Source organism: Streptomyces sp. NPDC025651 (assembly GCF_055558735.1).
This window is the reverse complement of record NZ_JBVHLZ010000003.1, coordinates 53,179-66,424: the sequence shown is the minus strand read 5'-3', so window position 1 is coordinate 66,424 and position 13,246 is coordinate 53,179. Positions and strand designations below refer to the sequence as shown.

12 protein-coding genes are annotated in these 13,246 nt (G+C 72.0%); 5 read left to right on the top strand and 7 right to left on the bottom strand.

Annotated features, from left to right (window positions below):
• Positions 1–108: 108 nt before the first annotated feature.
• Positions 109–1,593: a pyridoxal phosphate-dependent aminotransferase gene (locus tag ACZ4D5_RS12575; protein ID WP_467772330.1), complete on the bottom strand. Its 1,485-nt coding sequence runs from the start codon at positions 1,591–1,593 to the stop codon at positions 109–111.
• Between the two features lie 222 nt (positions 1,594–1,815).
• Here ACZ4D5_RS12575 and ACZ4D5_RS12570 point away from each other — a divergent pair, with 222 nt between their 5' ends.
• Complete coding sequence (locus ACZ4D5_RS12570; RefSeq protein ID WP_467772329.1) at positions 1,816–2,553, top strand: DUF1326 domain-containing protein; 738 nt, start codon at positions 1,816–1,818, stop codon at positions 2,551–2,553.
• A 34-nt stretch (positions 2,554–2,587) separates the two neighbouring features.
• Here the strand turns inward: ACZ4D5_RS12570 and ACZ4D5_RS12565 are convergent, their stop codons facing one another.
• Together ACZ4D5_RS12565 and ACZ4D5_RS12560 are read right to left on the bottom strand one after the other, a co-directional pair.
• Positions 2,588–5,389, bottom strand: coding sequence for an AfsR/SARP family transcriptional regulator (locus ACZ4D5_RS12565; protein WP_467772328.1), 2,802 nt, complete (start codon positions 5,387–5,389; stop codon positions 2,588–2,590).
• Positions 5,390–5,624: 235 nt separating this feature from the next.
• A complete protein-coding gene (locus ACZ4D5_RS12560; protein ID WP_467772327.1) occupies positions 5,625–6,218 on the bottom strand; it encodes an acyl-CoA-like ligand-binding transcription factor in 594 nt (197 codons plus the stop codon).
• Positions 6,219–6,336: 118 nt separating this feature from the next.
• Here ACZ4D5_RS12560 and ACZ4D5_RS12555 point away from each other — a divergent pair, with 118 nt between their 5' ends.
• The gene (locus ACZ4D5_RS12555) at positions 6,337–7,272 is read left to right on the top strand and encodes an oxidoreductase (protein WP_467772326.1); all 936 of its coding nucleotides are present in this window, start codon (positions 6,337–6,339) and stop codon (positions 7,270–7,272) included.
• Between the two features lie 43 nt (positions 7,273–7,315).
• Here ACZ4D5_RS12555 and ACZ4D5_RS12550 read toward each other — a convergent pair whose 3' ends face one another.
• The 3 genes from ACZ4D5_RS12550 to ACZ4D5_RS12540 form a co-directional block, all read right to left on the bottom strand.
• On the bottom strand, positions 7,316–8,149 hold the full coding sequence (locus tag ACZ4D5_RS12550; protein WP_467772325.1) for a DUF1206 domain-containing protein: 834 nt from the start codon (positions 8,147–8,149) through the stop codon (positions 7,316–7,318).
• Between the two features lie 56 nt (positions 8,150–8,205).
• The gene (locus ACZ4D5_RS12545; RefSeq protein WP_467772324.1) at positions 8,206–8,625 is read right to left on the bottom strand and encodes an STAS domain-containing protein; all 420 of its coding nucleotides are present in this window, start codon (positions 8,623–8,625) and stop codon (positions 8,206–8,208) included.
• A 174-nt stretch (positions 8,626–8,799) separates the two neighbouring features.
• Positions 8,800–9,780: a GlxA family transcriptional regulator gene (locus tag ACZ4D5_RS12540; protein WP_467772323.1), complete on the bottom strand. Its 981-nt coding sequence runs from the start codon at positions 9,778–9,780 to the stop codon at positions 8,800–8,802.
• A 70-nt stretch (positions 9,781–9,850) separates the two neighbouring features.
• On the opposite strand from ACZ4D5_RS12540, the gene ACZ4D5_RS12535 reads away from it, so the two are divergent.
• Together ACZ4D5_RS12535 and ACZ4D5_RS12530 are read left to right on the top strand one after the other, a co-directional pair.
• Entirely contained in the window at positions 9,851–10,186 is a 336-nt protein-coding gene (locus tag ACZ4D5_RS12535) for a cupin domain-containing protein (RefSeq protein WP_467772322.1), read from the top strand.
• A gap of 205 nt (positions 10,187–10,391) precedes the next feature.
• Entirely contained in the window at positions 10,392–10,955 is a 564-nt protein-coding gene (locus ACZ4D5_RS12530) for a DUF1062 domain-containing protein (protein WP_467772321.1), read from the top strand.
• A 165-nt stretch (positions 10,956–11,120) separates the two neighbouring features.
• On the opposite strand, the gene ACZ4D5_RS12525 is transcribed toward ACZ4D5_RS12530, so the two are convergent.
• A complete protein-coding gene (locus ACZ4D5_RS12525; RefSeq protein WP_467772320.1) occupies positions 11,121–11,900 on the bottom strand; it encodes an SDR family oxidoreductase in 780 nt (259 codons plus the stop codon).
• Positions 11,901–12,127: 227 nt separating this feature from the next.
• Between ACZ4D5_RS12525 and ACZ4D5_RS12520 the strand changes: the two genes are divergently transcribed.
• Positions 12,128–13,240 (top strand): ABC transporter substrate-binding protein, encoded by a 1,113-nt coding sequence (locus ACZ4D5_RS12520; RefSeq protein ID WP_467772319.1) that lies wholly within the window; start codon positions 12,128–12,130, stop codon positions 13,238–13,240.
• Positions 13,241–13,246 lie beyond the last annotated feature (6 nt).

The window sequence follows — 13,246 nt, the reverse complement described above, 5'->3', positions numbered from 1 at the left end:
CCACTCGGGCGGATCTGTCCCCGGGCGCTGCGCCTCACCGCGCCCGGGGACACGGCGCTCTGCGCCGCCCACGGCGCGTGCGCCGTCACCGCTGATCACGGAGGCGCCTCAGCGGCCGCTGTTCCCCCACGGCGCCAGGAGGTCGGCGATCCTGCGTACCGACGCGATGACCTCGGCGGTGTCGACGGCCGTGTAACACAGCCGGAAGTAGCCCGGCTCGGCGCACGACAGGAGTTGCCCCGGGAGCAACTGCACCTGGGCGTACGTGGCGATGTACCAGCGCAGCCACTCCTCCTCGCTGGAGATGCCCGGGAAGAGGATCGGCAGCGCGACCGTCCCCTCCTTGTCGGCCTCCGCGCTCCTGTCGGCGAACGGTTCGGGTACACGGTCGGGTTGCGGAAAGTGCGGCCCGATCTCCGGCGGGATCGCCGTGCCCGCCGGCGGCAGACAGGCGCGCAGGTCGAGCCAGAAGAACTGCGCCGCGTTCTGCCCCTCGCGGTGGCGGTAGGGGATCCCACCGTCGTCGAGGGCGCGGTGGGTTTCCTGGAACGCGGTCGTCAGCCAGCCCCGGTACTGCTTCATCAGCTCGATCGGGTAGCTCTTGCCGCCGCTGGTGGTCGCCAGCATCTTCCCGACGACGAAGTGCTTGAGCGAGTCGAACGGGCTGAACCAGGAAAGGGAGTTCTGCTTGTCCTTGATGCCCTGCATGGCCTGATGGACCACCGGGGACTTCGAGATCACGACTCCGGCCTTGAGGCCGGAAATCCCGAAGTCCTTGGCGAACGAGTAGACGACGTGGACCCGGTTCCTCGCCTCCGGGTTGTTCCGGTAGGCGTCCAGTGCCAGGGCGCTGACGAACTCCGGCCGGGCCCCGGTGAGTTGGGAGTGGGCGTATATCTCGTCGGAGATGATGTGCATGCCCGTCTCGTCGAGCGCCCACCGGTAGACGCTCTCCAGCAGGTCCTTGCCGTAGTTGTCGCCCAGCGGGTTGTTGGGGTTGGTGAGGACGAGCAGCTTCGGCGGCTCCGGCTGGGTCCGGTAGGTGTGTTGCAGATCTGCCAGCGTGAGCTCGAAGTTCTCCCTGCCCCTCTCCAGGAGGTGCACGGGAACGGTGACCAGTTCGGGCCGTTGCTCGAAGGACCAGTTGAAGCCCTGCCAGTAGGGGGCGGGGAGCAGCACCCGGTCGCCGCTCCGCAGGATCCCGCCGTCCCTGAGCGCGAATGCCAGGCACTCCAGGGCGGCCGACGCGCCCGACGTGCCGAAGACGTCCTCGCTCTTCAGGTCCGGGGAGAACGCCGGGCGGAGCGCTTGGGCGATGTGGCGGCGGATCTCCGGACTGCCGTACGAAGGGGCGTACTTGACGTCCTCCTGCCCGAGGACGCCGAGCCTGTCGAAGACGTTGTCCCGCAGTGACGGATAGACCAGCACGTTCTCCGCCGTGGCGAGGTTGATCACGTCCGGGTAGAGCTCCCGGTGGACGGCCAGCCGCTGCTCCGGGTCGGCGGCCCCGGCGAGCAGTGCCGTGATCTCCTCGGGGCTCCGGCCCTCCGGACCCTGCTGCGGTGCCGTGGTGCCCTTCGCGTTCCTGGCCATCGTGGATTCCTCACTCGACAGGTGCGCTTTTCTGGCAAGCCACCATCTTTCGGGAGGATCGCGGAGGGTGAACAGGACGCGAACCGGCCATGTGGGGCGGCAGGAGAGCGGCAGGAGTGAGCGCGGATGCACGTCGGCATACCCCCTAGGGGTACTTGACGTGCGTGCGCGTCGAGCCGTAGCCTCGAGTTCGTCCACGAGAGGTACCCCCTGGGGGTATCCATGAGTCTGGAGGTCACCATGTGCACGACGCCCGTCCCCTCCCAGCGGGACTCCACTCGGCGTGACTCCGCCACCCCCGCCGTCGTCCACGCGGGTGCCGACGGCACGCTGCCCGACTGGCACGTGCGGGGTGAGTGGTTCGACGTCTGCAGCTGCGCGCTGCCCTGCCCGTGCACCTTCGCCCAGGAGCCGACCCACGGCGACTGCCTCTTCACGCTGGTGTGGCAGGTCCACGAGGGGCACTTCGGGGACGTACGCCTGGACGGGCTCGGCGTCGTCGCGCTCGGGGAGTTCACCGGGAACATGTGGGTCGGCGACCCGGACGCCACGATGAAGGTGATGCTCTACATCGACGCCAAGGGCGACGCGGCGCAGCGTGCCGCGCTGGAGCAAATATTCGCCGGGCACGTCGGCGGCTGGCCGGGCCAGTTCGGCTCGCTCATCAGCGAGTTGCGCGACGTGCGGTACGCGCCGGTGCACTTCGAGGCGGCCGAGGACCTCACGTACTGGCGGGCCGGTGTCGGCGACAAGGTCGCCGTCGGCGCCACCGCGCTCACCGGCCCCACGGCCGACCCCTCCCGGCGCGTCCAGCTGATCAACGCTCCCGGCGCGGAGGTCGGGCCCGGTCAGATCGCGACGTGGGGCGTCGTCGACGGCGATCACGCGGAGGGCTTCGACTTCTCCCATGAATACCGCGGGGGATCGAGCAAGCACTTCCCCTTCGACTGGCGGCCGTGACCTCGGCCCGGCCGTCCCGGCGCCGCCGCGCGCATCAAGCCCGTAGCCGAGCCAGCACCTGCTCGGCGGGACCGCTGCGGTGCTGCGCCCGGTACAGCGCCAGCGCCTCCTGCCACGCCTCACGTGCGAGGTCGGTGTCGCCCATGGCGTCATGCGTCTCCGCCAGGTTGGCCAGCGTGTCCGCCGTGTTCGACGCGTCCGCGTGGTCGCGGAAGAGGGACAGGGCCCGGCGGTAGTACTCCACGGCCTGCGCGTGTCGGCCGGTGTGGTGGGCGATGTAGCCGAGGCTGTCGAGCGTGGTCGAGGCGTCGATCGGGCGGCCGTGTTCCCTGTACAGGCTCAGCGCCTGCTCGCAGTACGCGCGTGCCTGCGGGTAGCGGCCCAGCTGGGCGTGCATCCAGCCGACGGCGTTGAGTTGGTTGGCCTGCCAGATGCGGTTGTCCAGCTGCTGGTAGAGGGCGAGGGCGCGCAGCGCGTGGTCCAAGGCGCGTTCGTCGTCGCCGTGTTGCTCCCAGACCCTGCCGAGCGTGCGGCAGATGTGTGCCTGGCCCGCGGTGTCGTCGGTGCGTTCGGCCAGGGCGAGGGCCAGGCCGAGATGGTCCAGGGCCTGTGCAAGATCGCCTGTCAGGGCGCGGGCGTGGCCGTAGCGCCAGTGGGCCAGGGCCTGGGGAGCGGGGGTGTCGCCATACTGTTCGGCCGCGGTCAGGGCGGCCCGCCAGACGGTGAGGTACTCGGTCAGGTGGTAGCCGCCCTGGTGGTACGAGATGAGGGACCAGGCCAGGCGCCACACCTGGGGGCGGCGGCCGGTGGCCAGGGCGAGGGACTGCGCGGCGAGGAGGCATGCGTGCTCCTCGTCGAACCACCGGACCGCGGCCGCGGTGTCCCCGAGGTCCAGAGGCTCGCACCCGGGGGGCGGGGAATCCGGCCGGACGTCGAAGGGCGTGTTCGGGCCGTCCAGGAGGCGGTTGGCCGCGTAGGCGCTGTGTACGTAGAAGTCGACCAGGCGGGTCAGCGCCGCTTCCCGGTCCTGGACGGGCTGCTGGTGGGCCAGTTCGGCGGCGTACAGACGTACCAGGTCGTGCATGCGGTAGCGGCTGGGGCGGTCCTGGCGTACCAGGTGGGCGGAGTCCAGCTCCATGAGCAGCGAGCGGGCCCTGGCCCGGGGAAGCGCGGCGAGACTCGCCACCGCCACCAGGCCGATGTCCGGGCCGGGGGCCAGGCCGAGGAGGGCGAACAGGGCGGCGGCCGGCGGGGTGAGGGCGCGGTGCGAGGCGGCGAAGGCCGCGCGGAGGCTGGCGGTGAGGTCGCCGATGTCCAGCGCGTCGAGGCGGTCGGCCGACTGGTTCAACTCCGCGGCCAGGACGGCCAGCGGGAAGTCCGGATGGGCGGCGGCGCGGGCGGCCACGACCCCCAGGGCCAGCGGCAACCCCGCGCAGTGGTCGATCAGCGCGGCCACCGAATCCGGCTCCGCCGCGACCCGGGACGCACCGAGATGGCTGACCAGCAGATGGCGCGCCTCGTCCCTGCCGAGGACGTCGAGCGGCAGCAACTGGGCGCCGTGCGTGGCCGCCAGGGCGGTCAGCCGGTTGCGGCTGGTGATCACAACGGTGCACGAGGGGCTGCCCGGCAGCAGCGGACGGACCTGGTCGGCGTCGCGGGCGTCGTCCAGGAGGATCAGCATGCGCCGCCCGGCGACCAGGCTCCGGTACTGCGCGGTCTGCGCCTCCAGGTCCGCCGGGATGCCGTCCGGATCGGCGTGCAGCGCGTCGAGGAGAGCGCGCACCGCGAGGGCGGCGGGCATGGGCTGCTCGGCCGGGTCGAACCCGCGCAGGTTCACGTACAACTGCCCGTCAGGGAACCGGTGCGCGTTCTCGTGCGCCCAGCGCAGCGCCAACCAGGTCTTGCCGAGGCCGCCGATGCCACCGATCGCCGAGATCACCACCGTCCCGCCCGGACCTCCGTCCGTCTCCGTCGAGGTGTCCAAGGCCTCGGAGAGCCGGCTCAGTTCCTTGCCGCGGCCGCTGAACACGCCGGGAGGCGCGGGCAGTTGGCGGGGCACGGGTGGGGGAGAGGAGGCCATGGGCGCGGGGGTGAGCGCGGGGTCGGCCGTGAGGATCCGCTGGTGCAGTTCCCTGAGCGGCGCCCCGGGGTCCACGCCGAGCTCGTCGGCGAGCCGGTCCCGGGTGCGCCGGTAGTGGCCCAGGGCGTCGGCCACCCGCCCCGATCCGTGCAGAGCGAGTATCAGTTGACCGGCAAGACGCTCGTCCAGCGGGTGTGCCTCGGCCCTCGCGGCCAGCTCGGCCAGCAACTCCCCGTGCCGGCCCTGGCGCAGCGCGAGGTCGTTGCGGTCCAGCTCGGCCGCGAGCCTTTCGCGTACGAGCGTGTCGCGCAGCGCGCCGAACCAGGGCGTGTCCAGGGCGGCGAACGGCTCGGCCCGCCACAGGCCGAGCGCCGCGTCGAGCAGGGCCGTGGCGCGCCGGGCGTCCTCGGTGGCTCTGGCCTCCGCCACCAGGTCACGGAACCGGTGCATGTCCACCGCCGCGGGGTCGACGGTGAGGTGGTAGCCGCCGGGTCCCCTCGCGATCCGCGACTCGCCGCCCTCGATCCGGAGCAGGGCATGGCGCAGGCGGGAGAGGTAGCTGTAGAGCGTGGTGCGGAACCGTTGCGGGGGCCGGTCCGCCCAGACGCGATCGGCCAGTTGGTCCACCGATACGGTGCGGTTGGCGTCGACAAGGAGCGCGGCGAGGACGGAGCGCTGCCGCATGTGCCCGATGTCGAGTGCCCGGCCGTCCACCAGGACCTCGATGTCGCCGAGCACGGTGAACTGAGCCGTCACCGCCCGAACCTCCTGTCGCCAGGGCCACCCTGACCTGGCCATTCAAGGTCTGTCCAAGGTTTGGCCACAGTCGGCCGGAAACAGTGGGCCGTGCGGCGCCCGTACGGGGGCGGGCGCCGCGTCGACGACCGGTGAAACGCCTGCGGCGGCGGCCGGGTGGTTGGTACGCCTCACTGACTCGGGGCGTCGTCCGCCCTTCGTCGCGCCTCTACCGCGACCGCCCTCCGTCGCGCCTCTACCGCGACTCGACCGCGTCCAGTGCCGGTGAGATCACCTCGAAGGCCCGGTCGAGCAGATCGGCCGGGTCCTCGGCGCCGTCGCTGTCGCTCCAGCGCTGCAGCACGGCGTCGAAGGCGTTGAGCGCCATCCCCGCGGCCAGGCGCGGATACAGCTCCGTGGCGGGGTCCAGGCCCAGGCGGCCGGCCAGTTCCTCGGTCAGGTCGGCACGCCACTGCGCCTGGCGCTCCAGGAAGCGGGCGAGCAGGGCGGGCGTACGCAGGATCAGCTGCACCACGCGCAGGGCCCGGTCGGAGTGGTGACCGGAGCAGGCCGCGAGCGGGACCCGGACCGCGTGCGACAGTGCAGCCGAAGGACGCTCCCGGGCGGGGCGGTCCGCGAGCTCCGCGCGCATGCCGGTGCCCATGTCGGCCAGGAACTGGACGACCACGTCCTCCTTGGACGCGAAGTACCGGAAGAACGTGCGCCGGGAGACGCCGGCGGTGGTCACGATCTCGTCGATGGTGACCGCGTCGAACCCCTTCGAGGCCAGCAACTGCAGCGCGGACTCGGTCAGTTCGTCCGACACGAGACGACGCTTGCGCTCGGCCATGGTCACTTCTGGGCGGGAACTCACCCGGCCATCCTACATGCCGGTCCTTCACATGATGCCCTCAGTGGCACTCGGTATCCCATTGACACTCAGTGCCATCGGGTGCAGTGTGTGCCACATGACGCAGCAGCACTGGAGCACCGACCAGATTCCGGACCAGACCGACCGGGTGTTCGTCGTCACCGGGGCCAACAGCGGCCTCGGCCTTGCGACCACCCGCGCGCTCGCCCGTCGGGGCGGGCTCGTGATCCTCGCGGTGCGCGACGAGGAGAAGGGCCGCAGGGCGGTCGCGGACATCACCGCCGAGCAGCCGGACGCACGCCTGGAGGTGCGCGGGATCGACCTCGCCGACCTCGCGTCGGTCCGCGCCTTCGCCGACGGGGTGCGCGCCGACCACGCCCGCCTGGACGTGCTCGTCAACAACGCCGGGGTGATGGCGCCGCCCCGCTCGCTCAGCGCGCAGGGGTACGAGCTGCAGTTCGCCGCGAACCACCTCGGCCACTTCGCGCTCACCGGGCTGCTCCTCGACCTGCTGAGCGCGGGGCTGGACTCGCGTGTGGTGACGGTGAGTTCGGTGAACCACCGCCAGGGTCGCCTCTTCTTCGACGATCTCGACGGCGAGCGCGGCTACAAGGCCATGGCCTTCTACAACCAGTCGAAGCTCGCCAACGCCGTCTTCGGGTACGAGCTCCACCGCCGTCTGACCGAGGCGGGCAGCCCCGTGCGCAGCGTGCTCGCCCACCCCGGATACACCGCGACCAACCTGCAGTTGAACGGCCCGATCGGCCTGTGGCGCGTGGTCTTCGGGCGCATCGGCAACCCACTGTTCGCCCAGAACGCCGAGGCGGGCGCGCGGTCGCAGCTGTACGCGGCGACCGACCCCGGCGTGCGCGGCGGCGAGTTCATCGGCCCGGACGGCATGGCGGAGCTGCGGGGCATGCCGAAGCGGGTGGAGCCGGCGCGCGCCGCGGTCGACGAGGAGACGGGGCGCCGGCTGTGGGAGGTCTCGCAGGAGCGGACGGACGTACGGTTCGTGTTCCGGACGCCGGTCTGAGGCGACCGCGCACTCTGACCGCGGGCCTTCGGCCCACCGCTCCTCAGAGCCTGCGCCAGCGCGCGTTCACCCAGGAGAAGAGCCCGAACGCGGCGAGGCCGAGGGCGATCAGAGCCAGCAGCCACGGCCCGGCGACGGTGTCGGCGAAGGACCGCAGGGTGTTGTCGATGCCCTTGGCCTCGCCGGGCTCGTGCTGCAGCGCGGCGGCGACGGCGAAGCCCCCGGCGACGGCGAACACGACGCCCCTGGCCGTGCCGCCGGTGATGCCGAGGATGTCGGAGCCCCGGCGCGCCCGCCGTGACATCTCGGCCAGGCGCAGCCGTTTGCGGAACTTCCGCAGCAGCGCGCGCCCGGCGATCCAGAGCCCCGCCCCGAGCACGCCGGCGCCCGCGGCGGCGACGATCCACTGCCCGGCGGGCCAGTCGAGGGCCTTGGCCGTCACGTCCTTCGTCTGCCGGTCGCTCGACCCGCTGCCGCTGCCCTGGTCGCCCGCCGCGAACGCCAGGACGGAGTACGACACGAAGCCGTAGAACAGGCAACGCGCCCCGGACAGAGCACGCTTGCCCGCGGCACCGCCGTCCGGCCCCGCCTGTCCGAAGAGGGCCTCCGAGAGTCGCCACAGGGCCATCCCGGCGAGCGCGATGCCGAGCAGCCACAGCAGTACGCCGCCGAACGGCCGTTCCGCGATCTCCGCGAGGGCACCGCCGCGGTCCGCCTGTTTGCCGCCGCCGTCGGAGAAGGCGATCTGCAGCGCGAGCGCACCGATCAGGAGGTACAGCACCCCGCGGCCGACGAACCCGGCGCGCGCCACCGCGGCGACGCCCCGTCCCTTCGCCGCCCGACGGGCCCGGCTCTTTCCACGCGCGGTCTTCGTCATCGCAGGTAGGCGCATGGCTCCCAAGTGCCCCCTGGGAGCCGCCTCATGCCGTCCGGTCAGCCGTACCCGCTTCTCGTACGCGCTCTTCCGCAGGGGACCGGCGCGCTGGCCGGGACGGTGAAGGCCCGGTCGAGTGAGGTGATGCACAGCAGACGCCAGTTGCGCGCGCTGCCGGGGACGAGCCACAAAGTGCCCTCGTTCCGCATCACTTGCTGCCGGATCCGGACCAGCAGCCGCAGGCCGCCGGCGTCCATGAACGTCACCTTGCGCAGGTCCGCGACGACCTGCAGGCCGACGCGGTCGAGGAGTGCCGTCACGCGGGGGGCGAGCTCCTGGTCGGCCCAGGCATCGAGTTCACCCCAGAACGCAAGGACATCTGTGCCGTTCACCACGCGGTGGTGCAGGCCGAAGGTGAAGTCGGCGGTGCCCGTTCCCCAGTCCAGCAGTGTCCTGCCTCCTTCACAGAGAGTAGTCATATGGGCGGTGGCGCGGCGTGCGAAGACCGGCGCCGGACGCCACCGGGGTCCTGGGCGGCACCGAGGTCATACGTCCATCGTTCCCGCTCAGCGCCGTTCGTACCCTCGTTCGGCGGTGAGATTGGCGGGTGTGCGGAACTGATCGGACGTCAACTCGTCGATTACGCAGCGTAGTTATGGTCGAGGTGGCTCGTGCGGTGCCGCGCGGAACGCCCGGCGGTAACCGCCCGGTGTCGTCCCCAGGGCGCGGAGGAAGCGCCTGCGGAGATTGGTCGCCGAGGAGAGCCCGGCACGCCGGGCCACGGCGTCCAGGGGGAGGTCGGTGGACTCCAGCAACGCCCGTGCGCTGCCTATTCGTTGGGCGAGCAGCCACTGACCGGGGCTGACGCCCAGCTGGTCGGTGAAGCGGCGGGCGAGGGTGCGCCCCGACATGCCCATGTGGGCTGCCAGGTCCTCGACGCCTATCGGCTCGTCGAGGCGCTCCGACGCCCAGGCGAGGAGCGGTGCGAGCGAGCCGTCGAACTGGGCGGGGTGCGCGGGCGCGGCGTACTGCAGCTGGCCGCCCTCGCGGTGCGGCGGCATCACCATGTTCCGCGCGACGTGTGCGGCGTACGCGGCGCCCTGGTCGGCGCGCACCACGTGCAGGCAGAGGTCGACGCCCGCGCCGGAGCCCGCACTGGTGGCCACGTCGCCGTGATCGACGTACAGCACGTCGGGATCGACCCGAACAGCGGGGAAGCGCTCGGCCAGCTCGTCCGCGATGGCCCAGTGCGTGGTCGCGCGCCGCCCGTCGAGAAGCCCCGCGTGCGCGAGCGCGAAGGCGCCCGAACAGATGCTGAGCACCCGTGCCCCGCGGGCGTGCGCGCGCCGCAGCGCGCGCCGCACGGCGGGGGAGGGGGACTCCCCGACGGGCTGCCACCCGGGGACGATCACGGTGTCGGCCCGGTCGAGCGCGTCGAGGCCGTCGGTCACCACCATGTCGTACCCGGCGCGCGTCGGGACGGGGCCGGGGTGCTCCGTGCACACCCCGAACCCGTACCGCCTCGGGAGCCCGCGCCGTTCGATCCCGAACACCTCGGCGGCGCAGGCGAGTTCGAAGGTCGACTGCGGCGCGTGGACGAGTGCGACGACGCGATGCGGGGCGGCAGCAGGCATGGCAGAAAAGTACCCTGGCATGACTTTCTCGACACTCGGCGGGGTGGCCGAGACCGGACAGGCTGGTGCCATGACCACAGAACGGAACACCGCGGCCGGCTACGCCTGGTCGGCCGTGCGCGACGCCCCCACCCGCCACCTCTTCCCCGGCATCCGCCTGCGCCCGCTGTGGAAGGGGGGCAACGGCGCGCACGCCCACGTACTCGAGATGGACCCGCACTCCCACTGGGAGGGCATCGACGTGCACGAGCCCGGCCCCGAGGAGGTCTACGTGATCTCCGGAGTCTTCAACGACGGCGAACGCGACTACCCCGCGGGCTCGTTCATCCACGCCCCCGCAGGCTCCTCGCACATCCCTCAGACGGAGACCGGCTGCACGCTGTTCCTCTTCTACCCGGAGGGTTAGCCGTCCCGGGGCGGCGGCGGGCGCCGGAAAACCGGTGGAACGGCGCCGCCGGCCTTCACTACCGTGCTGCCTGACCGAGTCGTCTGGGCAAGGACGTGCCGTTGTACACCCTGTGAGACCTCCCAAGCGCTGCACCGTCGCGCGACGCGCATGCGTGCCGCGCTGCTTTTTGCTGCGGACTTCTCACTGAAACCGGTGTACACCTGTGCTCAACAACTGGGTGGTCGCTCCCACCTGCCTGCCCGCCGTTCTCCGCCGATGCCACACCTGCGCATCCGAGCGCTTCCGGCCGAACGGCAAGTTCCGTGTCAATGCCAACCACAAGCGCATCGACGCCTGGCTCCTCGTGCTCTGCACCGTCTGCGGGGGCACGGCGAAGCTCACGGTCTTCGAGCGGATGAACGTGCGCTCCGTACGACCCGGGCTGCTGGACCGGATGCACGACAACGACCCTTCCCTGGCGGCCGAGTTGCTCCAGGACCCTGTCCTGCGGCGCCGCAATCGCATCGCCCTCGACTGGGAGGGCGCCTGGCGCCTCGACACCGGCGGGTCGGACACCGCCGGATCGGATCACCAGGACCGCGAGGTGATCGACGTCTCGGTGCGCTTCGCGGCGCGGATACCCGTCCGGCCCGTGCGGCTGATCGCTGAAGGGTGCGGCCTTTCGCGGGCCGAGGTCGAGAGACTGATCGGGGAGGGGAGACTCGTCTCGGCAGTCAGGCTGAGCGGCAAGCTCTCCGGCGACTTCACCTTCATGCTCAAACGCTGACGGGTTCGTCGCTCAGGTCACGGGGGGTGCCCGTCGCGCAGGGCGTGCTTCACACGCGCCGCGCGACGGGTGGCCCGACCGGCGTTGAGCGCTGCTCCTGTGGACTTGATGCCGGAATCGATGCCGGACTCGACTTCGGGCCCGGCTTCTGACCCGGCTTCGGGCTCAACCGGCGGCGATCGGCCCGAGGTAGGTGCCACCGGAGACGTCGATGGTCTGGCCGGTCACCCAGCGCCCCTGCGGGCCCGCCAGGAAGCCCACCACGTCCGCGACGTCCTCCGGCTCGCCGATCCGCCCGAGCGCGGTGATCGACTCGAGTCCGGCCACCGCTTCGGGAACCTCGGCGTAGTGGGCGATCAGGTCGGTCAGCACCACCCCGGGTTCCACCGTGTTCACGGTGATCCCGCGCCGGCCCAGTTCGTTGGCGAGCGATGGGGCGAGGGCGGCCAGCGCCGCCTTGGTGAGGGTGTAGCCGATCTGGAGGGAGTTCGCGATCCGGGTGGCCGCCGAGCCCATGTTGATGATCCGTCCGCCGTCCCGCAGCAGGGGCAGCGCCCGCTGCACCACGAAGACGGGTGTGCTCACGTTGATCGCCAGCAGCTGCTCGAACTCCTCCTCGGTGAGCTGCCCGATCGGGCTGGCCGAGTGGATGCCCGCGTTGTTGACCAGAATGTCCAGGCCGTCCGCGCCGTGGTCGGCCAGCCCGGCGGTGAGCCCCTCGAACAGCAGGTCCACCGCACCGCTTTCACCGAACCGGGCCCGCACCGTGAACGCCCTGCCGCCGGCCTCGGTGATCCGCTCCGCGGTCTCCTTGGCGGCCGCGTCGTTGCCGCCGTAGTGGACCGCGACCAGTGCCCCCTCGGCGGCGAGCCGCAGGGCGACCGCGCGCCCGATCCCGCGCGAGCCGCCCGTCACCAGTGCGGTCCTGCCGTCCAGTTCCCCCATGAAGGCCTCTTCCTCATGATGATGCTCGATATCGACTGCTGCATACGGTAGTTGGGGCCGGTCGAGCGAGGGGCCCTTCGTCGGCGTCACGGTCCTGGCCCGGTTGCTCGCCGACGCCGACTGAGCCGGATAATCGGTTGCTCGGCGCGGACGGCGGCCGGTGCAATGTCCGGCATGATCAGCCAGGTGCGCCCGGCAGGGAATCGGTACACGGGAGACGCCCACGTATGAGTACGTCACCATCGTCAGCCGGCGCGGCGCGGACTGACGCGGCATCCGTCCGGATCGGCGCTCTCGCGCCGCTGTCCCGTCCCGGCTGGGTCGAGGCCGGCCGGCACCTGCTCGCCGGGATCGAGTTGGCCGTGCGCGAAGTCAACGACGGCGGCGGGATCGGCGGAAGGCCGCTCGAACTGGTGGTCAGGGACACCGCGGCCGACCCCGAGAAGGCCGCGGCGGCCGTCGACGAACTGGCCGGCCTGGGCGTGGCCGCCGTGGTGGGGGAGTATCACAGCGTCGTCGCCCGCACCGCCGCCGCCAGAGCCGATGCCCTCGGCCTGCCGTTCCTCTGCTCGTCGGCCGTTCTCGACGCGCTCACCGAACAGCCGACGGAGTGGGTCGCGCGCATCGCCCCGGCCCAGTCCCGTGGCTGGCAGCGGTACGCGGACTTCCTGCTCGGCGCGGGGCACAGCCGTATCGCCGTGGCCGCACAGTCGAGCGTCTACTGGGCGAGGGGGATCCGCATCCTGCGGGACCACCTCACTCCGCGCGGCGGCACCGTGATCGAACTCGACATGGCCGCGCTCACCCCCGCGGCCGTGTGCGACGAACTCGTCGCCCACCGCGCGAGCGCCCTCCTGCTGCTGGTCGGCCTCCCGGATCCGGCGGTGCCGGTCGTCCGGGCGGTCCGCGGCGACCGGCGCCTCGCCGAGGTCCTGATCGGCGCTCCCGCCGGGCAGCCGGAGTTCGCCGAGTGGGCGGCGTCGCTGGGGGAGGACGGGGCGGGGGTCCCGTTCCTGCGCTATATGCCCGAGCGCCTCACCCCGCTCGGGGCGCGAGTGGAGAAGGCCCTCGGCGAGCGCCTTGGCCAGGCACCCTCCTTCGTCGGCTTCGAGGGCTACGACACGGTCGCCGTCCTCGCCGAGGCGCTGCGCGCGCACGGCACGGAGCGGGCGCGCGTCGCCGGCTCCTGGCCGGGCGTCGCGGTCGAGGGGACGCGCGGGCCGATCCAGTTCTCGCGTACGCCGGGCATCGGCGTGTGGCAGTGGGCCTGGCCGCCCGTCCAAGTCGTCGACAGGGACCCGGCGGATCCGGAGCGCTTCCGGGTGCTGGACGCCGGCTGAGGGTCC

Bases quoted from the DNA above. Each gene is read 5' to 3' on its own strand.
- ACZ4D5_RS12575 (WP_467772330.1), bottom strand. From the start codon at position 1,593: ATGGCCAGGAACGCGAAGGGCACCACGGCACCGCAGCAGGGTCCGGAG.
- ACZ4D5_RS12570 (WP_467772329.1), top strand. From the start codon at position 1,816: ATGAGTCTGGAGGTCACCATGTGCACGACGCCCGTCCCCTCCCAGCGG.
- ACZ4D5_RS12560 (WP_467772327.1), bottom strand. From the start codon at position 6,218: ATGGCCGAGCGCAAGCGTCGTCTCGTGTCGGACGAACTGACCGAGTCC.
- ACZ4D5_RS12555 (WP_467772326.1), top strand. From the start codon at position 6,337: ATGACGCAGCAGCACTGGAGCACCGACCAGATTCCGGACCAGACCGAC.
- ACZ4D5_RS12550 (WP_467772325.1), bottom strand. From the start codon at position 8,149: ATGACGAAGACCGCGCGTGGAAAGAGCCGGGCCCGTCGGGCGGCGAAG.
- ACZ4D5_RS12545 (WP_467772324.1), bottom strand. From the start codon at position 8,625: ATGACTACTCTCTGTGAAGGAGGCAGGACACTGCTGGACTGGGGAACG.
- ACZ4D5_RS12540 (WP_467772323.1), bottom strand. From the start codon at position 9,780: ATGCCTGCTGCCGCCCCGCATCGCGTCGTCGCACTCGTCCACGCGCCG.
- ACZ4D5_RS12535 (WP_467772322.1), top strand. From the start codon at position 9,851: ATGACCACAGAACGGAACACCGCGGCCGGCTACGCCTGGTCGGCCGTG.
- ACZ4D5_RS12525 (WP_467772320.1), bottom strand. From the start codon at position 11,900: ATGGGGGAACTGGACGGCAGGACCGCACTGGTGACGGGCGGCTCGCGC.
- ACZ4D5_RS12520 (WP_467772319.1), top strand. From the start codon at position 12,128: ATGAGTACGTCACCATCGTCAGCCGGCGCGGCGCGGACTGACGCGGCA.